The organism is Streptomyces sp. NPDC020490, assembly GCF_044335305.1.
In the GTDB taxonomy this organism is placed as follows: Bacteria; Actinomycetota; Actinomycetes; order Streptomycetales; family Streptomycetaceae; genus Streptomyces.
Window position 1 is genome coordinate 64686 of the sequence record NZ_JBIRUY010000023.1, and the last position, 25864, is coordinate 90549.

At 73.0% G+C, this 25864-nt stretch carries 26 protein-coding genes and 1 riboswitch; of the genes, 13 read left to right on the forward strand and 13 right to left on the reverse strand.

Translation table 11 applies throughout. The features are described from left to right. Nucleotides 1-240 precede the first annotated feature (240 nt). The 3 genes from ACH4ZX_RS23505 to ACH4ZX_RS23515 all read right to left on the reverse strand — a co-directional run bounded on the left by ACH4ZX_RS23505 (nt 241) and on the right by ACH4ZX_RS23515 (nt 2475). On the reverse strand, nt 241-630 hold the full coding sequence (locus ACH4ZX_RS23505) for a DUF3040 domain-containing protein (RefSeq protein WP_324783737.1): 390 nt from the start codon (nt 628-630) through the stop codon (nt 241-243). Between the two features lie 276 nt (nt 631-906). Further along, nucleotides 907-1734, reverse strand: a complete 828-nt coding sequence (locus ACH4ZX_RS23510) for a methyltransferase (protein ID WP_398275967.1) — start codon at nt 1732-1734, stop codon at nt 907-909. A gap of 174 nt (nt 1735-1908) precedes the next feature. Further along, the gene (locus ACH4ZX_RS23515; protein WP_398275970.1) at nt 1909-2475 is read right to left on the reverse strand and encodes an SAV_6107 family HEPN domain-containing protein; all 567 of its coding nucleotides are present in this window, start codon (nt 2473-2475) and stop codon (nt 1909-1911) included. 173 nt (nt 2476-2648) lie between these two features. On the opposite strand from ACH4ZX_RS23515, the gene ACH4ZX_RS23520 reads away from it, so the two are divergent. The 4 genes from ACH4ZX_RS23520 (at nt 2649) to ACH4ZX_RS23535 (ending at nt 8263) form a co-directional block, all read left to right on the forward strand. Continuing rightward, nucleotides 2649-3449 (forward strand): ATP-binding cassette domain-containing protein, encoded by an 801-nt coding sequence (locus ACH4ZX_RS23520; protein ID WP_398275973.1) that lies wholly within the window; start codon nt 2649-2651, stop codon nt 3447-3449. Further along, nucleotides 3421-5505 (forward strand): YhgE/Pip family protein, encoded by a 2085-nt coding sequence (locus ACH4ZX_RS23525; RefSeq protein WP_398275976.1) that lies wholly within the window; start codon nt 3421-3423, stop codon nt 5503-5505. The genes ACH4ZX_RS23520 and ACH4ZX_RS23525 overlap by 29 nt, the downstream gene beginning before the upstream one ends. 47 nt (nt 5506-5552) lie before the next feature. Then, nucleotides 5553-6185 carry a TetR/AcrR family transcriptional regulator gene (locus tag ACH4ZX_RS23530; RefSeq protein WP_398275979.1) on the forward strand — a complete coding sequence of 211 codons (633 nt, stop codon included), beginning with the start codon at nt 5553-5555 and terminating at the stop codon, nt 6183-6185. 503 nt (nt 6186-6688) lie between these two features. Continuing rightward, nucleotides 6689-8263, forward strand: coding sequence for a phytoene desaturase family protein (locus ACH4ZX_RS23535; protein ID WP_398275982.1), 1575 nt, complete (start codon nt 6689-6691; stop codon nt 8261-8263). A 48-nt stretch (nt 8264-8311) separates the two neighbouring features. Here ACH4ZX_RS23535 and ACH4ZX_RS23540 read toward each other — a convergent pair whose 3' ends face one another. The 6 genes from ACH4ZX_RS23540 to ACH4ZX_RS23565 all read right to left on the reverse strand — a co-directional run bounded on the left by ACH4ZX_RS23540 (nt 8312) and on the right by ACH4ZX_RS23565 (nt 13400). After that, on the reverse strand, nt 8312-9271 hold the full coding sequence (locus ACH4ZX_RS23540; RefSeq protein ID WP_398275985.1) for a hypothetical protein: 960 nt from the start codon (nt 9269-9271) through the stop codon (nt 8312-8314). A 55-nt stretch (nt 9272-9326) separates the two neighbouring features. After that, nucleotides 9327-10250 (reverse strand): methylenetetrahydrofolate reductase [NAD(P)H], encoded by a 924-nt coding sequence (metF, locus tag ACH4ZX_RS23545; protein WP_398275988.1) that lies wholly within the window; start codon nt 10248-10250, stop codon nt 9327-9329. 138 nt (nt 10251-10388) lie between these two features. Then, complete coding sequence (gene thiE / locus ACH4ZX_RS23550) at nt 10389-11069, reverse strand: thiamine phosphate synthase (protein WP_398275991.1); 681 nt, start codon at nt 11067-11069, stop codon at nt 10389-10391. Nucleotides 11070-11224: 155 nt separating this feature from the next. Next, a complete protein-coding gene (locus tag ACH4ZX_RS23555; protein WP_398275994.1) occupies nt 11225-11590 on the reverse strand; it encodes an Rv2175c family DNA-binding protein in 366 nt (121 codons plus the stop codon). Nucleotides 11591-11788: 198 nt separating this feature from the next. Beyond that, the gene (locus tag ACH4ZX_RS23560) at nt 11789-13018 is read right to left on the reverse strand and encodes an NAD(P)/FAD-dependent oxidoreductase (protein ID WP_398275997.1); all 1230 of its coding nucleotides are present in this window, start codon (nt 13016-13018) and stop codon (nt 11789-11791) included. Nucleotides 13019-13046: 28 nt separating this feature from the next. Further along, nucleotides 13047-13400 (reverse strand): hypothetical protein, encoded by a 354-nt coding sequence (locus tag ACH4ZX_RS23565; protein WP_398276000.1) that lies wholly within the window; start codon nt 13398-13400, stop codon nt 13047-13049. A gap of 53 nt (nt 13401-13453) precedes the next feature. Further along, nucleotides 13454-13565, forward strand: a riboswitch (TPP riboswitch). Between ACH4ZX_RS23565 and thiO the strand changes: the two genes are divergently transcribed. The 6 genes from thiO to ACH4ZX_RS23595 all read left to right on the forward strand — a co-directional run bounded on the left by thiO (nt 13563) and on the right by ACH4ZX_RS23595 (nt 19450). Then, entirely contained in the window at nt 13563-14717 is a 1155-nt protein-coding gene (thiO, locus tag ACH4ZX_RS23570; protein ID WP_398276003.1) for a glycine oxidase ThiO, read from the forward strand. Its footprint overlaps the riboswitch before it by 3 nt. After that, on the forward strand, nt 14714-14914 hold the full coding sequence (gene thiS / locus ACH4ZX_RS23575) for a sulfur carrier protein ThiS (RefSeq protein WP_398276006.1): 201 nt from the start codon (nt 14714-14716) through the stop codon (nt 14912-14914). Before thiO ends, thiS begins: the two co-directional genes overlap by 4 nt. Nucleotides 14915-14917: 3 nt before the next feature. Next, nucleotides 14918-15712, forward strand: coding sequence for a thiazole synthase (locus tag ACH4ZX_RS23580; protein WP_398276009.1), 795 nt, complete (start codon nt 14918-14920; stop codon nt 15710-15712). Nucleotides 15713-15834: 122 nt separating this feature from the next. After that, a complete protein-coding gene (pknB, locus tag ACH4ZX_RS23585; protein WP_398276011.1) occupies nt 15835-17802 on the forward strand; it encodes a Stk1 family PASTA domain-containing Ser/Thr kinase in 1968 nt (655 codons plus the stop codon). Nucleotides 17803-17836: 34 nt separating this feature from the next. Further along, complete coding sequence (locus ACH4ZX_RS23590) at nt 17837-18715, forward strand: deoxyribonuclease IV (RefSeq protein WP_398276014.1); 879 nt, start codon at nt 17837-17839, stop codon at nt 18713-18715. A 312-nt stretch (nt 18716-19027) separates the two neighbouring features. After that, nucleotides 19028-19450 (forward strand): DUF4396 domain-containing protein, encoded by a 423-nt coding sequence (locus tag ACH4ZX_RS23595; protein WP_398276017.1) that lies wholly within the window; start codon nt 19028-19030, stop codon nt 19448-19450. A 16-nt stretch (nt 19451-19466) separates the two neighbouring features. Here the strand turns inward: ACH4ZX_RS23595 and ACH4ZX_RS23600 are convergent, their stop codons facing one another. Then, nucleotides 19467-20114, reverse strand: a complete 648-nt coding sequence (locus tag ACH4ZX_RS23600; RefSeq protein ID WP_398276020.1) for a sulfite oxidase-like oxidoreductase — start codon at nt 20112-20114, stop codon at nt 19467-19469. A gap of 174 nt (nt 20115-20288) precedes the next feature. Between ACH4ZX_RS23600 and bfr the strand changes: the two genes are divergently transcribed. Then, nucleotides 20289-20768, forward strand: a complete 480-nt coding sequence (gene bfr / locus ACH4ZX_RS23605) for a bacterioferritin (protein WP_360745024.1) — start codon at nt 20289-20291, stop codon at nt 20766-20768. Nucleotides 20769-20819: 51 nt separating this feature from the next. Here bfr and ACH4ZX_RS23610 read toward each other — a convergent pair whose 3' ends face one another. Beyond that, the gene (locus tag ACH4ZX_RS23610) at nt 20820-21053 is read right to left on the reverse strand and encodes a bacterioferritin-associated ferredoxin (protein WP_398276024.1); all 234 of its coding nucleotides are present in this window, start codon (nt 21051-21053) and stop codon (nt 20820-20822) included. A gap of 148 nt (nt 21054-21201) precedes the next feature. Beyond that, nucleotides 21202-22557, reverse strand: coding sequence for a class II 3-deoxy-7-phosphoheptulonate synthase (locus ACH4ZX_RS23615; RefSeq protein WP_398276027.1), 1356 nt, complete (start codon nt 22555-22557; stop codon nt 21202-21204). A 237-nt stretch (nt 22558-22794) separates the two neighbouring features. Between ACH4ZX_RS23615 and ACH4ZX_RS23620 the strand changes: the two genes are divergently transcribed. Then, nucleotides 22795-22851 (forward strand): trp operon leader peptide, encoded by a 57-nt coding sequence (locus ACH4ZX_RS23620; RefSeq protein ID WP_078912442.1) that lies wholly within the window; start codon nt 22795-22797, stop codon nt 22849-22851. A 108-nt stretch (nt 22852-22959) separates the two neighbouring features. Beyond that, nucleotides 22960-24840: an anthranilate synthase family protein gene (locus ACH4ZX_RS23625; protein WP_398276030.1), complete on the forward strand. Its 1881-nt coding sequence runs from the start codon at nt 22960-22962 to the stop codon at nt 24838-24840. Here the strand turns inward: ACH4ZX_RS23625 and ACH4ZX_RS23630 are convergent. Then, entirely contained in the window at nt 24792-25787 is a 996-nt protein-coding gene (locus ACH4ZX_RS23630; protein WP_398276033.1) for a 2-hydroxyacid dehydrogenase, read from the reverse strand. The genes ACH4ZX_RS23625 and ACH4ZX_RS23630 overlap by 49 nt on opposite strands. Between the last annotated feature and the right edge of the window lie 77 nt (nt 25788-25864).

Here is a 25864-nt window from a genome sequence, read left to right on the forward strand (position 1 = left end):
GATCCGCATCGTGGGCGCCGGGTCGCGATCACGGGATCAGAGGCACCAGAACACCGGCACCGGATCGCAGGCACCGAGCCACAAGCTCGCGCCGGGCCGTAGGCGGCGTGATGTCGCGCCTGCGTGTGCGGGGCGGGTTCCGTCCCCGTGGCCGGCGGCGGGGCGGGGTATGCGTGAGGGGGTGACCACCGTGGTGGTCACCCCCTCTGCGGTGTCTGGGGATGTGTCGGCCGGAAGCGGCTAGTGGCCCTGCTCGTCGCGGCGCCGCTGCCAGCGCTCTTCTATGCGGTCCATCATGGAGCGCTTCGGCCGGCCCTGACGGCGCCCGTGCGGCGCGCCGGCGGGGTGTTCGCCCGGTTTGGGGGCCTTGCGCCAGCCGGTCACGGCGAGCACGGCACAGCCCAGCATGACGAGGAACCCCACCACACTGAGCCAGACCTGCTTCGCGACCATTCCGGCCATGAGGAGCGCGATACCTACGAGGAAGCCCGCGACCGCCTGGTAGACCCGCCGCCGGGTGTACGTACGCAGCCCGCTTCCCTCGAGCGCCGACGCGAACTTGGGATCTTCGGCGTACAGCGCTCGCTCCATCTGCTCGAGCATGCGCTGCTCGTGCTCCGAGAGCGGCACGGAGTCCTCCTCATCGTGCAGTCGCCGGGGCGACCCGGGGGGTCCCTTCAGGATAGGCAGGGAATCGCCCCCGTGAAACCCGCCCCTCTGCGCCAATTGGCCAACCGGAACCCGCCATGGACGTCCCGGCTCGCTGAGTCTTCCATTCCCCAGCGGCCGACCCGTCATGCCGGGCGGTCTCCTCCGATCATACGGCGCCGACCGCCCGATCGGGTGGCCTGTGGCGTACTCCATCCGCACACAAGTCCCTGATCAGCGGCGCGGCACCACAGCCACTCAGGCCTCGCCTGCCCCCCGCGTCTCCCCCAGCACGTGCAGCTGCGTGGCCACGGAGTGGAAGGCGGGCAGTTCGGCCGCCGCCTCCTCCAGCTTCAGCAGGGCCTCCAGGGCGCCCGGCTCGGTGTCCACGAGCACCCCGGGCACGAGGTCGGCGAAGACCCGCACGCCGTGCACCGCGCCCACCCGCAGGCCCGCGCCCTCGACCAGCTCCGTGAGCTGCCCGGCGGTGAAGCGGCGCGGCATCGGGTCGCCCTGGCCCCAGCGGCCGGCCGGGTCCTCCAGGGCCTGCTTGGCCTCCTTGAAGTGGCCCGCGAGGGCGCGGGCGAGCACGGCGCCGCCGAGGCCGGCGGCGAGGAGGCTCAGGACGCCCTCGGAACGCAGGGCGGCGACCGCGTTGCGCAGGCCCTCGGCCGGGTCGTCGACGTACTCCAGGACGCCGTGGCACAGCACCACGTCGTAGCCGCCGCGCTCGACCACGTCGAACAGGCCGTGGGCGTCGCCCTGGACGCCCCGGACGCGGTCGGCGACGCCGGCCTCGGCGGCCCGGCGCTCCAGCGCGAACAAGGCGTTCGGGCTGGGGTCCACGACGGTGACCTGGTGGCCGAGGCCGGCGAGGGGCACCGCGAACCTGCCGCTGCCGCCTCCGGTGTCGAGGACGTCCAGCGTCTGCCGTCCGGTGGTCTTGACCAGGCGGTCCAGGGCGTCCTGGAGGACCTCCCAGACCACGGCGGTACGCAGCGAGGCACGCGGCCGAGGGGGATCGGAGCGCAGCGACGCGGTGTGGGCGTGCTGGTGGGAGACGGGCGGGCGCATCGGGTCCGACACGGCAGTTGACTCCTCGGCGCGGCACCGCCTGTGCGGGGCGGAGCGAACGGGCTGCCTTCCGGCCCGGGGTGGCGGGACGGTAAGGCCTCAGGCGTCTTCCACCCTATTGCCTGTCCGCCGTCCCTGGTCACCGCGGTGGCGTGCCCGGCCGCGCCGCGCACCGGTGCGGGCCGCTCACCCCGCGTCCGGCATGTCGCGGGGGTCGTCCGGGCCGTGCTCCGGCCGGTCGGCGTCCTGGCGCGGCTGCGGCAGGACGGGCTGCAGCACGAGCATGCGCTCGACGAGGCGCAGGAACATCGCCACGTCGCGTATCAGGTCGTCGGCGTCCCGGCGGCTGGCCGCGCCCTGGATGCCGGCCTCGGCCAGCGCGCGGCGCCGGGCGCCGGAGGCGAACAGCGCGCTCCACTCGGCGAGTTCGGGCGCGATCTCGGGGAGCACTTCCCAGGCGCTCCGGATGCGGGCCCGGCGCCGGGCGGTGGTCTCCGGGCGTCCGCGGGCGGCGAGCACCGCGGCGGCGGTGCGCAGGGCGGCGAGATGCGCCGTCGCATAGCGCTCGTTCGGCGTCTCCAGGACGGCGGCCTCGTCGAGTCCGGCGCGGGCCTGGGCAAGCAGGTCCAGGGCCGCGGGCGGGGCGGTGGCCCGGCGCAGCACGGGGTGGATGTCGCTCGCCGGTCCGGTCAGTGAGGGGGCAGGGCCGGTGGCGCGGCGCCGACGGGCGGCGGCTGCGTGGTAGCTGGCCATGACGAACCTCCTGTCGTCTACGGACGGCATGCCCTGCTACGGGATGCCGTATGTGCCCATCGTGCGGTATGCCACTGACAATCCGATCCGACCTGGGCTTTTGCATCGATCTGAAGTTCGGGCTAGTTTTTGCACTGACCAGTCAGTTCAAATATTGGGGTGGGGGGAAGACCGTGCCCGGAACCGGAGTCACGGCCGCCGGAGTCACGGCCGCCGGAGTCACGGACGGCGGCCTCGGAGTCACGGCCCACGGCCTCGGGGTCCGGGGCCCGCGCGGCTGGGCCTTCCGCGACGTGACGTTCGAGGCGGAGCCCGGCTCGCTGATCGCGGTCGAGGGACCGTCGGGCTCCGGCCGCACCTGCCTGCTGCTCACGCTCACCGGCCGGATGAAGCCCACGGAGGGGTCGGCCCTGGTGGGCGAGTGGCGGCTGCCGAAGCAGCTGGCGGCCGTGCGGCAGGTCAGCGGGCTCGCGCACGTCGCCGGGGTCACCGACCTCGACCCGGCGCTGACCGTCGGCGAGCACCTGGGTGAACGGGCGCTGCTGCAGCGGCGGTTCGGCGACTCGCTGCGCGGGCTGCTGCAGCCGCGCGGCGAACGGGCCCTGCGGGCCAGACTGCGGATCGACGCCGCGCTGGAGGCGGCCGGTCTCGACCCCGGGGCCCTGCCCAAGGGCACCCGCACCGCCGTACGGGACCTGGAGCGCCTGGAGGCGCTGCGGCTGTCCGTCGCCCTCGCGCTGATCGGCCGGCCGGGCCTGCTCGGCGTCGACGACACCGACCTGAAGCTCTCGGACGCCGAGCGGGCGCAGGTGTGGGCGCTGCTGAGGTCGGTCGCCGAGGCCGGCACCACGGTCGTGGCGGTGTGCAGCGAGGCGCCCGGGGACGCCGGGGGCACGGTCACAGTGGCCACCGGGGAATCCGCCGCCCGCGGAAAGGAGGAGGCCGATGCGCTCGCCGAGACTGGCCGCGCTTGAGTTGCGCCGCTTCGGCCGCGGCAGGCTGCCGCGGGCCGCCCTGGTGGCGCTGCTGGTGCTGCCGCTGCTGTACGGCGCCCTGTACCTGTGGTCGTTCTGGGACCCCTACGGACGGCTGGACCGCATCCCCGTGGCGCTCGTCGACGCCGACGAGGGCGCCACCGTGGACGGCAGGCGGATCACGGCCGGCGACGACATCGCCGAGGGCCTGCGGAACAGCGGGACGTTCGACTGGCACGAGGTGAGCGCGGACCGGGCACGCGCGGGCGTGGAGGACGGCACGTACTACCTGTCGCTGACCATGCCGGCCGACTTCAGCCGGCGCGTCGCCTCCAGCGCCGGCGACTCCCCCGAGACGGGCGCGCTCCAGGTGCGGACGAACGACGCGAACAACTACATCGTCGGACAGATCTCGCGGACGGTCTTCAGCGAGGTCCGCCGGGCCGCGTCCACCAGGACGTCGCGGTCGTACCTGGACCGGATCTTCATCTCCTTCTCCGACATCCACGGCGCGACCGTGAAGGCCGCGAACGGGGCCGACAAGCTCAAGAACGGCATCGACAAGGCGGAGAAGGGCTCCAAGGCCCTCGCCGACGGGCTGAAGGACGCCAAGGACGGCAGCGGCAGGCTGGCGAAGGGCCTGAAGAAGCTCGACAAGGGCGCGGGCGACCTCCAGGACGGCTCCCGGCAGGTCGCGGACGGCACGCAGACGCTCGCGGACGAGGTCGACGCGGTCGGCGCCGAGGTGGGGCCCTTCCTGAAGGACAACGAGAAGACCATCGGGGACACCGCCCAGCTCGTCGCCGACTCCGCGAAGATCGTCCGCGAGCACCTCGGCACCCTGGTGAAGACGGCGCCGGACGCCGCGAAGGGCGCCCGCACGGCCTCCCGCACGCTGGACCGCGTCTACACGGCCCGCTGCGAGGACGCCGTACCGCCGGACGCCGCCTGCGCCGACCTGAAGAAGGCCAGGGACGCGGCCGCGGACGTGGCGACGGTCGCCGACGACGTGAACACGCTGGTCGGCGACCAGGACGGCGACCTGAAGAAGCTCGACGCCCGGCTGGCCGTCCTCCAGGAGCAGGCCCAGGCACTCGCCGACCGCGCCCCGCACCTGTCCGAGGACCTCGACGACGCGGTCAAGAAGATCGACAAGCTGAACGAGGGCGCCGGACAGGTCGCCGCGGGCGCGAAGAAGCTGCACAAGGGGCTCGGCACGGCCGACAGCGGCGCGGCGGACCTCGACAAGGGCGTCGGCAGGCTGAAGTCGGGCGCGGAGCACCTGAACGGCGGCCTGTACAAGCTCGTCGACGGCTCCGGCAAGCTCGCCGGCGGCCTGCACGACGGCGCCGCGAAGATCCCGGACTACGACAGGAAGGACCGCGACCGGCGCACCGAGGTCCTGGCCGATCCCGTGCGGCTCGCCTCCCGGGACCTGCACAGGGCGCCCAACTACGGCACCGGCTTCGCCCCGTACTTCATCCCGCTGTCGCTGTGGGTCGGCTCGATGGTGGCGTACATGCTGATCCCGCCGATGAACCGGCGCGCGCTCGCCGCGGGCGCCTCGGCCTGGCGGATCGCGTTCGCGGGCTGGCTGCCGGTGGTGGCGATCGGGGTGCTGCAGACCGCGGCCCTGATGTCGGTGCTGCACTGGGCGATCGGCCTGCAGATGGCGCGGGCGGCCGGCACGGTGGGCTTCCTGTTCCTGGTGACGGCGTGCTTCGCGGCGATCGTGCAGTGGCTGAACGCGCGCTTCGACGCGGCGGGCCGCATCCTGGTGCTCGCCCTGCTGATGCTGCAGCTGACGTCCGCGGGCGGCACCTACCCCGTACAGACCAGTCCCGGCTTCTTCAACGCCATCCACCCCTTCCTGCCGATGAGCTACATCGTCGAGGCGCTCAGGAGGCTCGTCACCGGCGGCGGCCTGGCGCCGGTGTGGACGGCGTGCGCCGTGCTGGTCGTCTTCACGGCGGGCTCCCTGGCCCTCACCGCGCTGGCGGCGCGCCGCCGGCAGGTGTGGACGCCCGCCCGGCTGCACCCGGAGCTGAGCCTGTGATCCGCAAGAGGAGTGCCGCGCGCCCGGTTCCTGTGAGAATCGGGACCATGGAAAGCAGCAGCGCCACGACGGGCGGCAGCACGCGCCGCGAGGCCACCCGCCAGAAGCTCTACGAGGCGGCCGTCACGCTCATAGCCGAACAGGGCTTCTCCGCCACCACGGTGGACGAGATCGCCGAGCGTGCCGGGGTCGCGAAGGGCACGGTCTACTACAACTTCGCGAGCAAGTCCGTCCTGTTCGAGGAGCTGCTGCGGCACGGTGTGGGGCTGCTGACCGCGTCCCTGAAGGAAGCGGCCGAGCAGACGGCGCGCGACGGCGGCAGCAGGGTCGACGCCCTGGACGCGATGATCCGCGCCGGGCTCGCCTTCATCGCCCGCTACCCGTCCTTCACCCAGCTGTACGTGGCCGAGCTGTGGCGCACCAACCGGGCCTGGCAGTCCACCCTCATGGTGGTGCGGCAGCAGGTGGTCGCCGTCATCGAGGACGTGCTGCGCGAGGGCGTGGCGGGCGGCGAGTTCAGCGACGAGATCGACGTCCCGCTGACCGCGGCCGCACTGGTCGGCATGGTCCTGGTGGCCGCGCTGGACTGGCAGTCGTTCCAGCCGGAGCGCTCCCTGGACGACGTCCACGCGTCGCTGTCCAGGCTGCTGCAGGGCAGGGTGAGCGGCCACTGGACGTGACCGACCGGACATGACACACCGGACATGACACACCGGAGATGACACACCGGAGATGACGCACAGGACATGACCCGCCGGACATGACACGGGAAGGCGCCGGTCCGCTGTGGCCGCGTCCCCCGCGGGCCGCCTCGGACCGGCGCCTTCCCGTGCTCCCCCTGTGTTCCCCCGTGTTCCCCCGTGTTCCCCCGTCGGACCCCCGTTGTGGTCGTTCCCCCGGGTCCCCCGTGCCTCGCTCCCGCCGGCACCGGCCGGCGGAAGGAGCGGATCGCGGGCCGCCGCGTTCCGGCGCCCCGTGTCGCCGGTGCCGTGGCCGTGCCCGTCTCCGTGCCCCCACTCTCTCGTCCCGGCGGGCCGGGCCCCATCCGCGCGCGTACTCATCTCCTGTCCTAGGTACGGGTACTCAGCTCCGCGCGCAGCCCCCGGGACCGGTGCCCGGCGGGCCGGTCGCCGCGCCGACCTCGGCGGCCGGGGCGCCGGCGGCGGTCGATAAAGTCGCGGGCATGGGACGGATTGCGGTGATCGGCGCCGGGATGGGCGCGATGGCGGCCGCCGCCCGGCTGGCCGTCGCGGGCCACCGGGTGACGGTGTACGAGCGGGCGGAGACCTACGGCGGAGGGGTCGGCCGCTTCGAGCGGGACGGCTTCGCCTTCGACACCGGTCCCGGACTGCTGCCGCTGCCCGCGGTCTGGCGCGACCTGTTCGTCAAGACGGGCAAGGAGCCGCTGGAGGCGTGCGTCGAGCTGGTCCAGGTCGACCCGTCCTCGCGGCACGTCTTCGCCGACGGCACCGAGGTCGCGCTGCCGAACGCCTCGCGCGCGGGAGTGGTCGCCGCCCTGGACGAGGCGCTCGGCGCGGGCGCGGGCGGACGCTGGGGCGACTTCCTGGTGCGCGCCCGCGAGGCCTGGGACCGCACGCGCCGCCCGCTGCTGGAGGAACCGCTGTGGCCGGACTGGGCGGTGCTGGCCGGGCGGGAACCGTATCCCGCCGTCCCGCACAAGCGGCTGCTGCGCACCCGCCGGGCCGGCACGCTCGCCGAGGTCGGCGCCTGGGAGCTGCGCGACCCGCGGCTGACCGCGCTGCTGGAGAGCCACGCCCTCGCCTTCGGGCTCGACCCGCGCGTCACCCCGGCGAGCGCGGCCGTGCTGCCGTATCTGGAGCACGCCTTCGGCACCTGGTACGTGCGCGGCGGCCTGCGGGAGCTGGCGCGCGCGGTGTACGAGCGCTGCACGGCCCGGAGGGTCGAGTTCGTCTTCGGCGCCGAGGTCACGGGGATCGTGGAGAAGGACGGCCGGGCGGCGGGCGTGGAACTCGCTGGGGGCACCTCCCAGGCATTCGGCTCTGGGGGAGGAACGGTCGCGGAGGCGGACTTCGTGGTCGCCGGTCTGCACCCCGCCCGGCTGCACGCGCTGACGGAGCGTCAACTGGACGCCGCGGGCGACGTGTCCGCCGACCTCACCGCGCCGTGCGCCGGGCGGTTCGGGGTGCTGCTGGCCCTGCGCGGGCCGCGCGAGGCCGGCGCGGCGCACCGCACGGTGGTGCACGCCCCCGACCGGGAGGCCGAACTGGACTGGCTGCACGCGCGGTCCGACGAGCCCGTGCCGCCCACGGTGACGGTGCGGCCCACGGTGACGGTGCGGCCCACGGTGACGGTGCTGCGGCCGGACGACCCGGACCTGCGTCCCGACGCGGACCACGAGTCGGCGGTCGTGTGGGCGACGGTGCCGGCGCGGGCCGACTGGAGCCGCCCCGAGACCCGCGAACGCGTCGCGGACCTGGTGCTCGCCGCGGCCGAGGCGGCGATTCCGGGGCTGCGGGAGCGTCTGCTCTGGCGTGAGGTGCGCACTCCGCTCGACGGCGAGGAGGCCACGGGCGCCCCCGGTGGAGCCGTGTCCGCTCCGGCGCTCGCCGCCGGCCAGGCCCGCTTCCTGCACCCGGCCAACACCACCCGGCTGCCGGGGCTGTACCGGGTCGGCGGCTGGTCGCATCCCGGCGGGGGGCTCCCGCACGCGGGCATGTCGGGCGCGCTGGTGGCCGGACTGATCGTGGAGGGACCGGAGTTCCGCGGCTCGCAGTGAACGGCGGCGGGCGCCCCGCGGTGCGGGCCGCCCGCCGCCGGGACGTCCTCAGTAGCGGTACTGCTCGTCGTAGCCGTTGCCCTGCCCCGGGCCCTGGCCCTGGCCGTCGCCCTGGTAGGGGTAGGGCTGCTCCGGCGGGAGGTCGCCGCCGGAGGACTCGTCGGTGCGCTGCTGCGGGACCCACACACCGCCGGCCGGGGTCTCGCCGCCGTAGGCGCCGGCGGCGTACTGGTCCTGGCCGTAGCCCTGCTGCCCGTACTGGTCGTAACCCGCGTCGTAGCCGGCGCCGTAGGTCTGGGTGCCGATGTAGGGGTCGGAGTAGGCGGCGTACTGCTGCTGGCCGCCGGCGTCGTAGCCGTACTGCTGCTGGTCGTAGCCCGTGTAGCCGTCGTAGGCGTAGCCCTGGTCGGCCGTCGCGTACTGGTCCTGGGCCTGGCCGGCGGCGGCGAAGGGCTGGTCGGCGTCCGCGTACGAACCGTCGTCGCCGTAGACGCCGTACGAGCCGGTGTCGTCGGGCAGGGGCTGCGGCTCGTACACCGCGGTGTTCTCGGCGGCGGCGGGCTCGGCCTGGCGGACCGGGGTGAAGACGTCGTCGCGGTCGTAGTCGTCGCCCTGGCCGTAGGCGGGGTCGCTTCCGGCATAGGAGCCGTATCCGCCGTCGGCGGCGTCCAGGTCGGAGACCTCCAGCGTCGGGTCCTGACGGTCCGCCCGGCCCCGGCGGCGCTTGCTGCCGCCGCCGTCGGCGTCCGCGTCGGGGCGCTTGACCGCCCAGCCGGACGAGAAGCCGCGGCGGAACGACAGCGTGACGTAGGTCTGTCCGACCGCGAAGGCGGCCGCGCCCAGGCCGATGACGACGACGGACGGGATCATCACCCCGAGCACGACGCCGAGGAAGCCGACGAACGCGATCAGCCTCCAGCGCAGGCGCGCCTTGTACTGCAGCAGCACCTCACCGAGCAGCCACAGCGCGACGATGCCGAACGCGATGTAGAGGACCGTATAGCCCATGTACGCCCCTCTCCCAGTCGCCGCTACGAGTGTGTCGTACACCCGTGCGGCCGGTCTAGGCCCGCGGGGGGTGGTGCAGGCCCAGGTTCTCGTAGATTTCCAGCGTCGCCGTGGAGTTGTTGAGCGTGATGAAGTGCAGTCCGGGCACTCCCTCGGCCAGCAGCCGTGCGCAGAACTCCGTGGCGAACTCGATCCCCATGGAGCGTACAGCGGCGGGATCGTCCTTCGCTGTGAGGATCCGCTCTTTCAGGGCGTCCGGGAACGCGGCGTTGGTCAGTGACGGGATGCGCTCCAGCGTCCGGACGCTGCCGATCGGCATGACCTCGGGGATGATCGGGGTCTCGCAGCCGGCGGCGGCGACCTTGTCGCGCAGCCGGAGGTAGTCCTCCGGGTCGAAGAACATCTGCGTGATCGCGTAGTCCGCGCCCGCGCGGCACTTGTCGACGAAGTGGCGGACGTCGGTGTCCCAGTCGGTGGAGCGCGGGTGCATCGCCGGGAAGGCGGCGACGCCCACGCAGAAGTCGCCGGACGCCTTGATGAGTTCGACGAGTTCGGCGGCGTAGGTCAGCCCCTGCGGGTGCGGCACCCAGTCGCCCATGGGGTCGCCGGGCGGGTCGCCGCGCAGGGCCAGCATGTTCCGGATCCCGGCGTCGGCGTACTGCCCGATGATGTTGCGCAGGTCGGCGACCGAGTGGTCGACGGCGGTGAGGTGGGCGATCGGCGTCAGCGTGGTGTCGGAGGCGATCGCCTCGGTCGCCTTGACCGTGCCCGCGCGGGTGGAGCCGCCCGCCCCGTAGGTGACGGAGACGAAGTCGGGGGCCACCGCCTCGACGCGGCGCAGCGCGGTCCACAGGTTGCGCTCGCCCTTCGGGGTCTTCGGGGCGTAGAACTCGAAGGAGTACGTCGTCTTGCCCGTGGCGAGCATGTCGCGCACGGTGCGAGCGTGGTCCGACCTGGTGGATGCGGTGCCGAGGGCCATACTCGCAGGTTAGCCAGGGGCCGCGGGCCACCCAACCAAACCTGGACCATTTGCCCGATTTGCCGACTTGTTGTCCACTCCTTGGACAGATCCGCCCTCGTCAGGGGCCCGGGGGCGCCGGACGGGGCCTGGAGCGGCCTAGAGCTGCCGCAGCCGCTTGGCGAACTCCGCCGCCGCCGCGCCCGGGTCGTCGGCCTGCGTGATCGCGCGGACGACCACGACGCGGCGGGCGCCCGCGTCGAGCACCTCGTCGAGGTTGCCGAGGTCGATGCCGCCGATGGCGAACCAGGGGCGGTCGGTGCCGAGGGCCGCCGTGTGACGCACCAGACCGAGACCGGGCGCGTGCCGGCCGGGCTTGGTCGGGGTGGGCCAGCAGGGGCCGGTGCAGAAGTAGTCCACGCCCTCCTGGACGGCGGCGGCCTCCGCCTCGGCCTCCGCGTGCGTGGAGCGGCCGATGAGGACGTCGTCCCCGAGGATCGCCCGGGCCGCGGGGACCGGGAGGTCGCCCTGGCCGAGGTGGAGCACCGAGGGGCCCGCGGGGTGCGCGGCGCGGGCGGCGTGGGCCACGTCGGCGCGGTCGTTGACCGCGAGGAGCTTGCCGTGCTCGCGGCACTTGTCGGCGAACAGCTCCAGCCACCGCAGCTCCTCCGCCGCCTCCATGCCCTTGTCCCGGAGCTGGACGATGTCGACGCCGCCGGCCAGGACCGCGTCCAGGAACTCGGGCAGGTCGCCCTGGCGCCTGCGGGCGTCCGTGCAGAGGTAGACGCGGGCGTCGGCGAGGTGCGCGCGGGCGTCGTCGGTGGCGGCGGTGCCGGGCATGGTGGTGTCCCCCCGTTGTCGGCGGCGTGCGGGCCGGGACGGGCCCGGCGGGCCGGGTCCGGCCGCGCCGGGCCGCGCCGGGGCCCGGCGCGTCCCGGCCCGTACGCCGGACGGTTCACGGCCCGCTGTCGGGCCTGCTGTTCGGCCTTACCTGGTCAGACGGCGAGCGCCTGGGCGCGGCGCTTCACCTCCGTGCCGCGATTCTCGCTCAGAGCCTGCGCGGGGGTGCCGGGCAGGGTCGGGTCGGGGGTGAAGAGCCACTCGATCATCTCTTCGTCCGTGAAGCCGTCGTCCCGCAGGAGCGTCAGGGTGCCGGTCAGGCCCTTGACGACCTTGTCCCCGTCGATGAAGGCGGCGGGGACGTGCAGCGCGCGGTTCTCACCACGGCGTACGGCGATGAGCTGGCCGTCCTTGACCAGCTGCCGCACACGTGTCACCTCGACGCCGAGCATTTCGGCGATGTCGGGGAGGGTGAGCCAGGCGGGGACGAGAGCATCGATCTTTGCGTCAATCTCGGTCACGGAAACAAGCCTGCCATCCCGCACCGACAGTCGGAAGCCAGGCCCGTCCGACCAGGTGGTCCCGGCTCCCGTCCGACCAGGTGGTCCCGGCCACGGTCCGGCTGCGTCCTGGCACGGTCCGGCTGCGTCCTGGCACGGTCCGGCTGCGTCCCGGCCACGGTCCGGCCGCGTCCCGGCCACGGTCCGCTCGCGTCCCGGCTACGCGGTGGCGGCCTTCAGCGGCTTGCTCGCGTCCGCCAGCAGGTCCGGGTCCATCGGCGTGCCCGCCTCGATCAGGCGCCTGCCCTGCGCCAGGTCCCTGGGCCGGCCCACCGCCAGCAGCGCCACCAGGCGGCCGTCGCGCAGCCAGCAGACGGACCAGCTCGGGCCCGACGGGTCGCCGCGCCACAGGGTCGTGTCGGCGCCCGCGTGGTACCCGGCGTACTGCACGAACCGGCCGAACTGCTCGGACCAGAAGTACGGCACCGGGTCGTAGACGGCGGGCTCCTCGCCGATGATGTTCGCGGCCACCGTGCGCGGGCCCTGCAGGGCGTTGTCCCAGTGGTGCACCAGCAGGCGCTCCCCGTACCTGCGGGACGGGAACGACGCGCAGTCGCCGACCGCGTAGACGTCCGGCGCCGAGGTGCGCAGGCCGTCGTCGGCGACGACCTCGCCGTGCGCCCCGGGCACGATGCCGGAACCGGCCAGCCAGCCGGTGGCCGGGCGCGCGCCGATGCCGACCACGACGGCGCCCGCGGGCAGCCGGGTGCCGTCGTCGAGGACGACCTCGCCCGGCTCGACACGCGCCACGCGCGCGTGGGTGCGCAGCACGGCGCCCGCGTCGGCGTACCAGGAGGCCATCGGGGCGGCCACCTCGGCGGGCAGCGCGCCCGCGAGCGGCCGGTCGGCCGCCTCCACGACGGTCACCGCGCAGCCCGCCTCGCGCGCCGCCGTGGCGAACTCCGCGCCGATCCAGCCCGCGCCGACGACCACCACGTCGTGCTGCCGGGCGAGCACCGGCCGCAGCCGCTCGGCGTCGTCCAGGGTGCGCAGCAGATGGACGCCGGGCACCCCCTGGGTCTGCGGCAGCAGCACCGGCTCGGCGCCGGTCGCGAGGACCAGGGCGTCGTACGGCACGGACCCCTCGGCGGTGTCGAGTTCGTGGTCGGCGACCCGGACGCCCAGCACCTCGCGGCCGAGCCGCAGTTCGATGCCGAGCGCCTCGAAGTCGATGTCGAAGGCGGACCCCTCGGCCTTGCCGAGCAGGACGGCCTTGGACAACGGCGGCCGGTCGTACGGCTGGTGGGGCTCGGCGCCGATGAGGGTCACCGGCCCGGCGAAGCCCTGTTCGCGCAGGGCGACCGCGGTCTGCACACCGGCCATGCCCGCGCCGGCCACGACGACTCGCCGGTGCGGGGGCGTCTGCCGTTCCTGCGTCTGCTCGCTCACCTGATCACCATAGACACCTGACGTCATGTCAGTCGCGGATCCCGTCAGTGACCTGCTCCACAACACTGGTGCCGCCGCCCGGCCGGGACTCCCACTCCCACGTCTCCTCCAGGCGCACCCGGCCGTCCGGCAGCTCCACGACCGTCGACACGCAGTGCCCGGAGGACGTCGTGCCGTCGTTCCTCAGCTGCACGTAGCGGAAGTCGAGCCGGTCACCTTCCCGGGTACCCACCAGACGGCCGTGTACGACGTCGCCGCCCGCGTACTCGGCCCAGATCGCGCCGTCGGCCTCGTGGTAGGTGAAGCGGGTCCGCATGCCCACCTGGCCGGGGGCCTGGTCGGCGACCGGGGCGAGGACGAGGCCGTCCAGTGAGCGCGGCATGGGGGAAGGCTCCCTTACGACGGCGACGGGGCGCGGGCTAGGGTGGCCACCGTACAAGCACTCGCGGGAGCCCGGACGCACCGGGCTGAGAGGGAGGCTGGCGGCCTCCGACCGTACGAACCTGATCCGGGTCATGCCGGCGAAGGGAGGGGCTGGACGCCCATGCCGTCACGTACGTCAGACGTCCTCGTCGTCGGGGGCGGGATCATCGGCCTGGTCACGGCCTGGCGCGCCGCGCAGCGCGGCTTCGCCACCGCCGTGGTGGACCCGGAACCGGGCGGCGGCGCCGCCCAGGTGGCGGCCGGCATGCTGGCCGCGGTCACCGAACTGCACCACGGCGAGCAGACCCTGCTCGGCCTCAACCTCGCCTCGGCCCGCCGCTACCCGGACTTCGCGGCCGAGCTCGCCGACCTCACCGGCCACGACCTCGGCTACCGCCGGTGCGGCACGCTCGCCGTCGCGCTGGACGCCGACGACCGCGCCCACCTGCGCGAACTGCACACCCTGCAGCAGCAGTCCGGCCTGGGGTCGGAATGGCTGTCGGGGCGCGAGTGCCGGCGTCTGGAGCCGATGCTCGCACCGGCCGTACGCGGCGGCCTCCGGGTCGACGGCGACCACCAGATCGACCCGCGGCGGCTGACCCGCGCGCTGGTGGCCGCCTGCGAGCGGGCCGGCGTGGTCTTCCACCGGGTGTGGGCCGAGCGGCTCGACCGCGCCGGGGACCGGGCCGTCGGCGTCACCGCGGCGGACGGCACCGCGCTGGCCGCGGACCGGGTGGTGCTGGCCGCCGGCAGCCTCAGCGGACGGCTCGCGGGCGTCCCGGCCGACGTGCTGCCGCCGGTGCGGCCGGTCAAGGGGCAGGTGCTGCGGCTGAGCGTGCCGCAGCGGTACGCGCCCTTCCTCAGCCGCACCGTCCGGGCCATGGTGCGCGGCAGCCACGTCTACCTGGTGCCGCGCGAGAACGGCGAGCTGGTGGTCGGCGCGACCAGCGAGGAACTGGGCTGGGACACCACGGTCACCGCGGGCGGGGTGTACGAGCTGCTGCGCGACGCCCACGAACTGGTCCCCGGCATCACCGAGCTGCCGCTGACCGAGACCCGGGCCGGGCTGCGCCCCGGCTCCCCCGACAACGCGCCGCTGCTCGGCCCGAGCGGGCTGTCCGGGCTGCTGCTGGCCACCGGGCACCACCGCAACGGCGTGCTGCTCGCACCGGTCACCGGCGACGCCATGGCACACGTCCTGACCACCGGCGAACTCCCCGAGGAGGCACGCCCCTTCACCCCGCGGCGGTTCGCCCGCACGGAGCAGCCCGCATGAACATCTCCGTCAACGGCGAGCCCCGCGAGGTCGCTCCCGGAACCGCTCTCGACACCGTGGTCAGGGCGCTCACCCCGGCGTCCTCCGGGGTGGCCGCCGCCCTCAACGAAACCGTCGTCCCGCGCGCGCAGTGGCCGTCGACCCCCCTCGCCGAGGGGGACCGGGTCGAGGTCCTCACCGCCGTCCAAGGAGGCTGACCCATGGCCGACGACCCCTTCGTCCTCGGCGGCACGTCGTTCACGTCCCGCCTGATCATGGGCACCGGCGGTGCCCCCAGCCTGGAGGTGCTGGAGAGCGCCCTGGTGGCGTCCGGCACGGAGCTGACGACGGTCGCCATGCGGCGCGTGGACCCCTCGGTGCATGGCTCGGTGCTGTCCGTGCTCACCCGGCTGGGCATCCGGGTGCTGCCCAACACGGCGGGCTGCTTCACCGCCCGGGAGGCCGTCCTCACCGCCCGCCTCGCGCGCGAGGCGCTCGGCACCGACCTGGTCAAGCTGGAGGTCATCGCCGACGAGCGCACCCTGCTGCCCGACCCGATCGAGCTGCTGGAGGCGGCCGAGACGCTGGTCGACGACGGGTTCACGGTGCTGCCGTACACCAACGACGACCCGGTCCTCGCCCGGAAGCTGGAGGACGCCGGCTGCGCGGCGATCATGCCGCTGGGCTCGCCGATCGGCTCCGGGCTCGGCATCCGCAACCCGCACAACTTCCAGCTGATCACCGAGCACGCGGGCGTGCCGGTGATCCTGGACGCGGGCGCCGGCACCGCCTCCGACGCGGCGCTGGCGATGGAGCTGGGGTGCGCGGGCGTGATGCTCGCCTCGGCGGTGACCCGGGCGCACCAGCCGCGGCTGATGGCGGAGGCGATGCGGCACGCGGTGGAGGCGGGACGCCTGGCGTACCGGGCGGGACGCATCCCGCGACGCCACTTCGCCGAGGCGTCCTCACCCACCGGGGGACGCGCCCGCCTGGATCCCGAGCGCCCCGCGTTCTGAACACCCCGCACGCTCAGCACCCCCGGCGCTCTCGTCGCACAACAGTCACAGGTCTGCTGCATTCCGTCCCCGGATCGGGCGAATTGGCGGCCGTGTCGGTTGCGGCTCGTACACTCACCTGCGTGGATACGACCCTTCAGGACCCATTGGTCGGGCAGGTGCTCGACGGGCGCTACCGCGTGGACGCGCGGATCGCGGTCGGCGGGATGGCCACGGTCTACCGGGCCCTGGACACCCGCCTCGACCGCGTGCTCGCGCTCAAGGTGATGCACCCGACGCTCGCGGCCGACGGCTCCTTCGTCGAGCGGTTCATCCGGGAGGCGAAGTCGGTCGCACGGCTCGCGCACCCGAACGTCGTGCAGGTCTTCGACCAGGGCGCCGACGGGTCGTACGTCTACCTCGCCATGGAGTACGTGCCCGGCTGCACCCTGCGTGACGTACTGCGCGAGCGCGGGGCGCTGCAGCCGCGCGCCGCGCTGGACATCCTGGAGCCGGTGCTGGCCGCGCTCGGCGCCGCGCACCGCGCCGGGTTCGTGCACCGGGACATGAAGCCGGAGAACGTGCTGATCGCGGACGACGGCCGGGTCAAGGTCGCCGACTTCGGCCTGGTGCGCGCCGTGGACACGATCACCAGCACGAACGGCACCGTGCTCGGCACCGCCTCCTATCTCGCGCCGGAGCAGATCGAGCACGGCACCGCCGACACCCGGGTCGACGTGTACGCGTGCGGTGTCGTCCTGTACGAGATGCTGACCGGTGACCGTCCGCACGCCGGCGACTCCACCGCCACCGTGCTGTACAAGCACATCCACGAGGACGTCCCGCCGCCGTCAGCCGCCGTGCCGGGGCTGCCGTACGCGCTGGACCAGCTGGTCGCGTCGGCCGCCGCCCGCACCCCCGACGCCCGGCCGCACGACGCGGTGGCGCTGCTCGCGCTGGCCCGTCAGGCGCGCGGCGCGCTGAGCGCGGACCAGCTGGACGCCGTCCCGCCGGGGGCCCTCAGCCCGGAGGACCGCGACATCTCCGACGACCGTACGAGCGTCATCCCGCGCCCGCTGACCTCCCCCGCGCCCGGCCTCGCCGGGGGACCGCCCCCGCCGTGGCCGCTCCCGGCCGGCGGGAACGGCGCGGATCCCGCCGGGCCCGTGCAGCACACCAGCCGGCTGCAGTCGCCGCCCCTGCCGCCGCGGCGCCGCCCGGGGCTCCTGGCGCGCGGCCCGCTCATGGTCGTCGCGGCCGTGCTGCTGGTGCTCGGCGTCACCGCGGGCGTCTGGTACATCAACTCCGGCCAGTTCACCAGGGTCCCGGCGGTGCTGGCGAAGACCCAGACGCAGGCCACCCAGCAGTTGCAGCAGGCCGGCCTCGACCTCGGGAAGGTCAGACACGCCTACAGCGACACCGTGAAGCGGGGCACGGTGATCAGTTCGGACCCGGCGCCCGGCGCCCGGGTCCGGGACAACGCCTCGGTGTCGCTCACCATCTCCGACGGCCCTGAACTGGTGCGGGTGCCCGACCTGCAGGGCGACCGGCTCGACAGGGCGAAGGCCCGGCTGAAGGCCGAGGGGCTGGAGCCGGGCATGGTCACCAGCGCGTTCAGCGACAGCCTGCCCAAGGGCTTCGTGATCTCCACGGACCCGGGGGCGGGCACCAGCCGGCACGCGGGTTCGGCGATCGCGCTGACCGTCAGCAAGGGCAGCCCGGTCGACGTCCCGGACGTCACCGGCGAGGACCTGGCGAAGGCGAAGGCGGACCTGGCGGCCGCGGGCCTGAAGGTGAAGGTCGCGGCCGTACAGGTCAACTCCGAGTACGACAAGGGCAAGGTCGCCGCGCAGACACCGGCGAGCGGCAAGCAGGTCGCCGAGGGCGACACGGTGACGCTCACGGTGTCCAAGGGCCCGGAGATGGTGCCGGTCCCGGACGTGGTCGGCGACAGCGTCGACGACGCGACGAAGGCGCTCGAGGCGGCCGGCTTCAAGGTCGAGGAGGACCGCGGTCTGCTGGGCCTGTTCGGCGACACGGTCAAGGGCCAGTCCGTGGCGGGCGGCGAGAAGGCGCCCAAGGGGTCGACGATCACCATCGAGATCCGGTGACGGCGCGGGACCGGCGGCGTGGCACCCTGAACGGGTGAACAGCCAGCGCCCCGGTCCCGCCCGCAACCCCGTCGGCAGCCACGTCCCGGTGGCCGGCGGTCTGCACTCCGTCGGGCTCGCCTACGCCCGCGAACTCGGGGCCGAGGCCGTGCAGGTCTTCGTCGCCAACCCGCGCGGCTGGGCCACGCCCGTCGGCAATCCGCGGCAGGACGAGGAGTTCCGTGCGGCGTGCGCGGCGCGGTCGATCCCGGCGTACGTCCACGCCCCGTACCTGATCAACTTCGGCTCGCACACCGAGGCGACGGTGGACAACTCGGTGCGGTCGCTGCGGCACTCCCTGCGGCGCGGGCGGGAGATAGGCGCGCTCGGCGTGGTGGTGCACACCGGCAGCGCGACCGGCGGCCGGGAGCGGGCCGTGGCCCTGGCGCAGGTGCGCGAGCGCCTGCTGCCGCTGCTCGACGAGCTGACCCACGACGACGATCCGTACCTGCTGCTGGAGTCGACCGCGGGACAGGGCGCCTCCCTGTGCTCGCGGACGGCGGACTTCGCGCCGTACTTCGAGGCGCTGGACTCCCATCCGAAGCTGGGCGTCTGCCTGGACACCTGCCACGTCTTCGCGGCGGGCCACGACCTGACCGGTCCCGACGGCATGCACCGGACGCTGGACCAGCTGGTGGAGACCGTCGGCGAGGGGCGGCTGAAGCTGATCCACGCCAACGACTCCAAGGACGTGGCGGGCGCCCACAAGGACCGGCACGCGAACATCGGCGCCGGCCACATCGGCGAGGACCCCTTCCGCGCGCTGATGACCCACCCCGCGACCGCGGGCGTGCCGCTGGTCATCGAGACGCCCGGCGGCAAGGAGGGGCACGCGGCGGACGTGGAGCGGCTGAAAAAACTCCGCGACTCCTGACGCGTGGGAATACCCCCTGGGGGTATCTGGTTCCTGTCCGGTACAGAAACCGTCACCCGGCATTGGGGGCCACCCATGGACCACGAGGCGCACCACGCGCACGAGGCGCACGCGACGCACGCGACGCACGCGACGGCGGCACATCAGCACGCGGCGCATCAGCACACGGGGCATGAGCACACGGGGCATGAGGACACGGGGCATCAGCACACGGGGCATCAGCACACAGCGCATCGGAGCACGGCACACCACCCCGCAGCGCACGACCACGCGGCGCACGCGGACCACGGCCGCTCCCCCGCCGGCTGGGCCATGGCCGCGCAGGCCACCCTGCACTGCCTGACCGGGTGCGCCATCGGCGAGGTGCTCGGCATGGTGATCGGCACCGCGCTCGGCTGGGGCAACGCCCCGACGACCGTCCTGGCGGTCGTGCTGGCCTTCTTCTTCGGCTACTCGCTCACCCTGCGCGGGGTACTGCGGGCGGGTCTCGGCTTCCGGGCGGCCCTGCGGGTGGCACTGGCCGCGGACACCGTGTCGATCGCCGTGATGGAACTCATCGACAACGGCGTGATCGTGCTGTGGCCGAATGCGATGGACGCGGAACTCGCCGACGGGCTGTTCTGGATCTCCCTCGCCCTGTCCCTGGTGATCGCCTTCGTGGTCACGACACCCGTCAACAAGTGGATGATCGGCCGCGGCAAGGGCCACGCGGTGGTGCACGCCCACCATCACTGACGGCGGACGCCGGGAGTCAGAGCTCGGGACCTTCCCCGGGCTCCTCCTGGTAGGAGTAGCGCTGTTCCTTCCACGGGTCGCCGATGTTGTGGTAGCCGCGCTCCTCCCAGAAGCCCCGGCGGTCGGTGGTCATGTACTCCACACCGCGCACCCACTTGGGGCCCTTCCAGGCGTACAGGTGGGGGACGATCAGGCGCAGCGGGAAGCCGTGCTCGGCGGTCAGCAGCTCGCCGTCCTTGTGGGTGGCGAAGACGGTCCGCTCGGAGGCGAAGTCCGACAGGCGCAGGTTCGCGCTGAAGCCGTACTCGGCCCACACCATCACATGGGTGACGGCCGGCGCCGGAGGGGCGATCTCGAGGATCGTGCGCGCCGGGATCCCGCCCCATTCGGCGCCGAGCATGCTGAACCGCGTGACGCAGTGCAGGTCCGCCACGACGGTGGTGTACGGCAGCGCCGTGAACTCCTCGTGGTTCCAGCAGTGCTTCTCGCCGCCCGCGGTGGCGCCGAAGACCCGGAACTCCCAGCGCTCGGGGCGGAACTTCGGAACCGGCCCGTAGTGCGTGACCGGCCAGCCGCGCTGGAGGCGCTGTCCGGGCGGTAGCTCGGACTGTGCCACTCCTCCCGAATCACGCTCTCCCGACTCGCGCTCCACCGGCTGACCCATGACTCCATCCTGACAGACCGGGGACGCTGCACCTGACGGGCCCCACTCAAATTCGGGCAACTACCGCCAAGTATGCACCTACGTGGTAAGCGCAGACTTACTGGACGATCTTCGCCGCCGGTGCAATCATGCGGCGCATTCCGCCTGACCCCCGGCTTGGAAGGAGCCTTCGCGATGCAGGGCGACCCCGAGGTCATCGAATTCCTCAACGAGCAGCTCACCGGCGAGCTGACCGCGATCAACCAGTACTTCCTGCACTCGAAGATGCAGGAGAACTTCGGCTGGACCAAGCTCGCGAAGTACACCCGGCACGAGTCGTTCGACGAGATGAAGCACGCCGAGGTGCTGACCGACCGGATCCTGCTGCTGGAGGGGCTGCCCAACTACCAGCGGCTCTTCCACGTCCGGGTGGGCCAGACCGTCACCGAGATGTTCCAGGCCGACCGGCAGATCGAGGTCGAGGCGATCGACCGTCTCAAGCGCGGCATCAGGATGATGCGGGAGAAGGGCGACGTCACGTCCGCGAACATCTTCGAATCGATCCTGGAGGACGAGGAGCACCACATCGACTACCTCGACACCCAGCTGGAGCTGGTGGAGAAGCTGGGCGAGGCGCTCTACATCGCCCAGGTGATCGAACAGCCGGAGAGCTAGGCGTACCGACCCGCGGCGCCTGGGTGTACCGGCCCGCGGCGTCCGCGCCGGTCAGGCCGCCTCGTCGAGGCCGGTGAGGAGCGGTCCGCCCTGGACGGCCGTCTCGCGCTCCGGGACGGCGCCCCGCCCGAGGATGGCCTGGATGCGCCGTACGCACGAACCGCAGTCGGTGCCCGCCTTGCAGGCCGAGGCGATCCGGCGGGGCGTGCAGGCGCCGTTTTCCGCGTGCTGCTTGACCTGCTGTTCGGTGATGCCGAAGCAACTGCAGACGTACACGCGGTTCACTTCCCGAGGGGATCCAGATGACGCCGCCCCCGTTGATCGGTGAGGCTAACCTAACCTTACCTGTCGGGGTCGGCCCGCGAAAGCGGAGTGGGGCGCGGATCGTATGTGATCCGCGCCCCACCTCATGTCCCGGTGACGGGGTGAGCCGTCACTGGTCCCGGTACATCTCGGCGACCAGGAACGCCAGGTCGAGCGACTGGCTGCGGTTCAGACGCGGGTCGCACGCCGTCTCGTAGCGCTGGTGCAGGTCGTCGACGAAGATCTCGTCGCCGCCGCCCACGCACTCGGTGACATCGTCGCCTGTGAGCTCCATGTGGAGGCCGCCCGGGTGGGTGCCCAGCGCCTTGTGCACCTCGAAGAAGCCCTTGACCTCGTCCAGCACGTCGTCGAAACGGCGCGTCTTGTGGCCGGAGGCCGCCTCGAAGGTGTTGCCGTGCATCGGGTCGGTCACCCAGGCCACCGTCGCGCCCGACGCCGTGACCTTCTCCACCAGCTCGGGGAGCTTGTCGCGGACCTTGTCGGCGCCCATGCGGACGATGAAGGTCAGCCGGCCCGGCTCACGGTCCGGGTCGAGGCGCTCGATGTACTGCAGCGCCTCCTCGGCCGTCGTGCTCGGGCCGAGCTTGACGCCGATCGGATTGCGGATCCTCGAGGCGAACTCGATGTGCGCGTGGTCCAGCTGCCGGGTGCGCTCGCCGATCCACACCATGTGCGCGGAGACGTCGTAGAGCTGCCCGGTGCGCGAGTCGACGCGGGTGAGCGCCGACTCGTAGTCCAGCAGCAGCGCCTCGTGCGAGGAGTAGAACTCGACGGTCTTGAACTCCTCCGGGTCCGCGCCGCAGGCCTGCATGAAGTTCAGCGCGTTGTCGATCTCGCGGGCCAGCTGCTCGTAGCGCTGGCCGGAGGGGGAGGACTTCACGAAGTCCTGGTTCCAGGCGTGCACCTGACGCAGGTCGGCGTAGCCGCCGGTGGTGAAGGCGCGCACCAGGTTGAGCGTGGAGGCGGAGGCGTTGTACATCCGCTTCAGGCGCTCGGGGTCGGGGATGCGGGCGGCCTCGGTGAACTCGAAGCCGTTGACGGAGTCGCCCCGGTAGCTGGGGAGCGTCACGCCGTCGCGGGTCTCGACCGGCTTGGAGCGCGGCTTGGAGTACTGGCCGGCGATGCGGCCCACCTTCACGACCGGCACGGAGGCCGCGTACGTGAGAACGGCACCCATCTGGAGCAGCGTCTTGAGTTTCGCCCGGATCTGCTCGGCGGACACCGCGTCGAAGGACTCGGCACAGTCACCGCCCTGGAGCAGAAACGCCTCTCCCCTCGCGACGGCTGCCATGCGCGCGCGCAGCTGGTCGCTCTCGCCGGCGAACACCAGCGGGGGATACGTTTCGAGCTCGGCGATCACATCGCGCAGAGCCTCGGCATCCGGGTACTCGGGCTGCTGCGCCGCGGGCAGGTTTCGCCAGGTCGCCTGAGTGGCGACGCTTCGGGAATCAGCGTTCACGGTCACGCGCTCAACACTACGCGGTCACGTCGGCTGTCCATTCCCGCGCTCACCAGATGAGACGAGAGCCGGATCCGCCCCGGCCGGTCGGCCGGGCGGATCGGCGTCCCCGCAGCGGCGGGGAGCAGACCGCACCCATCTGAAGCAATGTCTTCAGGGACCATCCCCGTGTCGGCGGGGAACACCACGTACAACGACGCGGGGCCGCGCACGTCACGCGTCGCATCGTGTAGCGTGCCTGGCATGTTCGCGCTTTCGACCCAGAACTGGTGGTGGACCGCTCATCCGGCGGCCCACTGACTGCGCGTACGCACAGACTTCGCGAAGGCCGCCCGAGGGGCGGCCTTCCGCGTTTCCCGGGCCGTTCCTCTCCGTCGATCGAGACCGAGAAGGACAGGACACGGACCCATGAACCTGACGGACCTGCTGCACGACCCCCGCCCGTTCGCCCTGCTGCGCCGCCGCACCCCCGGCCACGACCAGGACGTCGTCGAGCTGCTGCTCGGCCCGGTCACGGTGCACGACCGCCTCGCCGACCTCCCCGACGAGGGCCTCGCGCTCGTGCCGTTCCGGCAGATCCGCGAGCGCGGCTTCGACGTCCGCGACGACGGCACCCCGCTGGCGGTGCTCAGGCCCGAGGAGACGCACGTCCTGCCGCTGGAGACCGCGCTCGCCCAGCTGCCCGCCCACGACGTCGAGGTCCGCGGCGGCGGCTTCGACGTGCCGGACGAGGAGTACGCGCGGATCGTCGGGCGTGTGCTCCGCGAGGAGATCGGGCGCGGCGAGGGCGCGAACTTCGTGATCCGGCGGACGTACCAGGGCGAGATCCCGGGCTTCCGCCTGGCCGACGCCCTCGCCCTGTTCCGGCGCCTGCTGGAGGGGGAGCGCGGCGCGTACTGGACGTTCGTCGTCTGCACCGGGGACCGGACGCTGGTCGGTGCCAGTCCCGAGGTGCACGTGCGGATGTCCGGCGGGACTGTCGTCATGAACCCGATCAGCGGGACCTACCGGTATCCGGCCGAGGGCCCCACCCCCGAGCACCTGCTCGGCTTCCTCGCCGACGGCAAGGAGATCGAGGAGCTGTCGATGGTCGTCGACGAGGAACTGAAGATGATGTGCACCGTCGGCGACCGGGGCGGGGTCGTCGTCGGGCCGCGGCTGAAGGAGATGGCGCACCTCGCGCACACCGAGTACGAGCTGCGCGGGAAGTCCTCGCTGGACGTCCGGGAGGTGCTGCGGGAGACCATGTTCGCGGCGACGGTCACCGGCTCACCCGTGCAGAACGCCTGCCGGGTCATCGAGCGCCACGAGGCCGGCGGGCGCGGCTACTACGCCGGCGCGCTGGCCCTGCTCGGCCGGGACTCCGGCGGCGCCCAGACCCTCGACTCCCCCATCCTGATCCGCACCGCCGACATCGACGCCGAGGGGCGGCTGCGGGTGCCGGTCGGCGCCACCCTCGTGCGCGGGTCGGACCCGGCGGGCGAGGTCGCGGAGACACACGCGAAGGCGGCGGGCGTACTGGCGGCCCTCGGCGTACGGCCGCCCCGGCCGCGGTCGGAGCACGCGCGCCCCCGGCTGGCCGACGACCCCCGGGTGCGGGCGGCGCTGGACGGGCGCCGGGCGTCGCTGGCGCCGTTCTGGCTGCGGATGCAGGAGCGGTCGGACGAACTCGAGGGTCATGCCCTGGTCGTCGACGGCGAGGACACCTTCACGGCGATGCTCGCCCACGTGCTGCGTTCCGGTGGGCTGGAGGTCACCGTCCGGCGTTACGACGAGCCCGGCCTGCGGGAGGCGGTGCTCGCGCACCCGGGCCCGGTCGTGCTGGGCCCCGGCCCCGGCGACCCGTCCGACCTGGCCGACCCCAAGATGCGGTTCCTGCGGGACCTGACCGCGCGGGTGGTGCGCGACCACCGGCACGGCGTGCTCGGCGTCTGTCTCGGGCACGAGCTGATCGCGGCCGAGCTGGGGCTGGAGATCGTGCGCAAGGAGGTGCCGTACCAGGGGGCGCAGACGACGATCGACCTGTTCGGGCGCAGCGAGACCGTCGGCTTCTACAACAGCTTCGTGGCGCGCTGCGACGACGAGGCGGCCGAGGAGCTGGCCGCGCACGGCGTGGAGGTGTCGCGGACCGCGGGCGGGGAGGTGCACGCCCTGCGCGGGCCCGGCTTCGCCGGCGTGCAGTTCCACCCCGAGTCCGTCCTCACCCTCGACGGCGCCGCCGTCGTCGGCCGGCTGATGGGTCAGCTGCGCGGCACGAGCACGTTCTCCGAGCGGCGGCCCTCCGTGTAGTCCAGGACGTTGCGCACCGTGGCGTCGATGATCTGCCGGACGGCGTCCACGGTGTAGTACGCCTGGTGGGAGGTGACCAGGACGTTGGGGAAGGTGACCAGGCGGGCCAGCGTGTCGTCCTCGATGGCCTGGAGGGACTTGTCGAGGAAGAACAGGCCCGCCTCCGCCTCGTACACGTCGAGGCCGACGCCGGTGAAGCGGCCCTCGCGCAGTTCGGCGACGAGGGCGGCGGTGTCTATGAGGCCGCCGCGGCTGGAGTTGACCAGGATCGCGTCGTCCTTCATCGTCTTCAGCGCGTCGGCGTCGATCAGGTGCTGGGTCGCGGGCATCAGCGGCACGTGCAGGGTGATCAGGTCGGACTCGGCGAGGAGGCGCTCCTTGGAGACGTACTCCATGCCGAGTTCGACGCAGGCCGGGTTCTCGGCGACGTCCCAGCCGAGCAGCCGCATGCCGAAGCCGTGGGCGATCCGGGCGAACGCCTCGCCGATCTTGCCGGTGCCGAGGACGCCCGCGGTGCGGCCGTGCATGTCGCGGCCCATCAGCCCGTTGAGGCGGAAGTCGAAGTCGCGGGTGCGGATGGAGGCGCGGACGATGCGGCGGTTGACCGCCATGGCGAGCGTCCAGGCGAACTCGGCCACGGAGTACGGCGAGTAGTACGACACCCGGGCGACCGTCATGGCGAGGCGTTCGGCGACCGGGAGGTCGATGTTGTTGAAGCCGGTGGAGCGCTGGGCGATCATCTGCGTCCCGCCGACCGCCAGGGTCTGCAGCACGTGGTTGTCCAGGGTGCAGTTGACGCTGGTGCAGATGATCTCGTAGCCGGACGCGATGGGGGCGGTGTCCTGGTTGAGGAAGACGTCCAGGCAGCGGACCTCGTGGTGGCCCTGGAAGGCCTGCTCGATCAGGGGCTTCTCGTCCGCCTGCACGCCGAAGGCGAGAATCTCCACGACTTCTCCGTTCTGCTGGGGCGCCCCTCCGCCGGGGGCACCCCACCGAATATATGCCCGGCATATGTGCCCGGCTT

Excerpts from the sequence above, each read along its gene's own strand:
- ACH4ZX_RS23525 (WP_398275976.1), top strand. The coding sequence starts at position 3,421 with ATGCGCTCGCCGAGACTGGCCGCGCTTGAGTTGCGCCGCTTCGGCCGC.
- thiE (WP_398275991.1), bottom strand. The coding sequence starts at position 11,069 with ATGCCCGGCACCGCCGCCACCGACGACGCCCGCGCGCACCTCGCCGAC.
- ACH4ZX_RS23625 (WP_398276030.1), top strand. The coding sequence starts at position 22,960 with ATGAACCTGACGGACCTGCTGCACGACCCCCGCCCGTTCGCCCTGCTG.
- thiO (WP_398276003.1), top strand. The coding sequence starts at position 13,563 with ATGCCGTCACGTACGTCAGACGTCCTCGTCGTCGGGGGCGGGATCATC.
- ACH4ZX_RS23530 (WP_398275979.1), top strand. The coding sequence starts at position 5,553 with ATGGAAAGCAGCAGCGCCACGACGGGCGGCAGCACGCGCCGCGAGGCC.
- ACH4ZX_RS23535 (WP_398275982.1), top strand. The coding sequence starts at position 6,689 with ATGGGACGGATTGCGGTGATCGGCGCCGGGATGGGCGCGATGGCGGCC.
- ACH4ZX_RS23595 (WP_398276017.1), top strand. The coding sequence starts at position 19,028 with ATGGCCGCGCAGGCCACCCTGCACTGCCTGACCGGGTGCGCCATCGGC.
- bfr (WP_360745024.1), top strand. The coding sequence starts at position 20,289 with ATGCAGGGCGACCCCGAGGTCATCGAATTCCTCAACGAGCAGCTCACC.
- ACH4ZX_RS23515 (WP_398275970.1), bottom strand. The coding sequence starts at position 2,475 with ATGGCCAGCTACCACGCAGCCGCCGCCCGTCGGCGCCGCGCCACCGGC.
- ACH4ZX_RS23565 (WP_398276000.1), bottom strand. The coding sequence starts at position 13,400 with ATGCCGCGCTCACTGGACGGCCTCGTCCTCGCCCCGGTCGCCGACCAG.
- ACH4ZX_RS23600 (WP_398276020.1), bottom strand. The coding sequence starts at position 20,114 with ATGGGTCAGCCGGTGGAGCGCGAGTCGGGAGAGCGTGATTCGGGAGGA.
- thiS (WP_398276006.1), top strand. The coding sequence starts at position 14,714 with ATGAACATCTCCGTCAACGGCGAGCCCCGCGAGGTCGCTCCCGGAACC.
- ACH4ZX_RS23540 (WP_398275985.1), bottom strand. The coding sequence starts at position 9,271 with ATGGGCTATACGGTCCTCTACATCGCGTTCGGCATCGTCGCGCTGTGG.
- metF (WP_398275988.1), bottom strand. The coding sequence starts at position 10,250 with ATGGCCCTCGGCACCGCATCCACCAGGTCGGACCACGCTCGCACCGTG.
- ACH4ZX_RS23580 (WP_398276009.1), top strand. The coding sequence starts at position 14,918 with ATGGCCGACGACCCCTTCGTCCTCGGCGGCACGTCGTTCACGTCCCGC.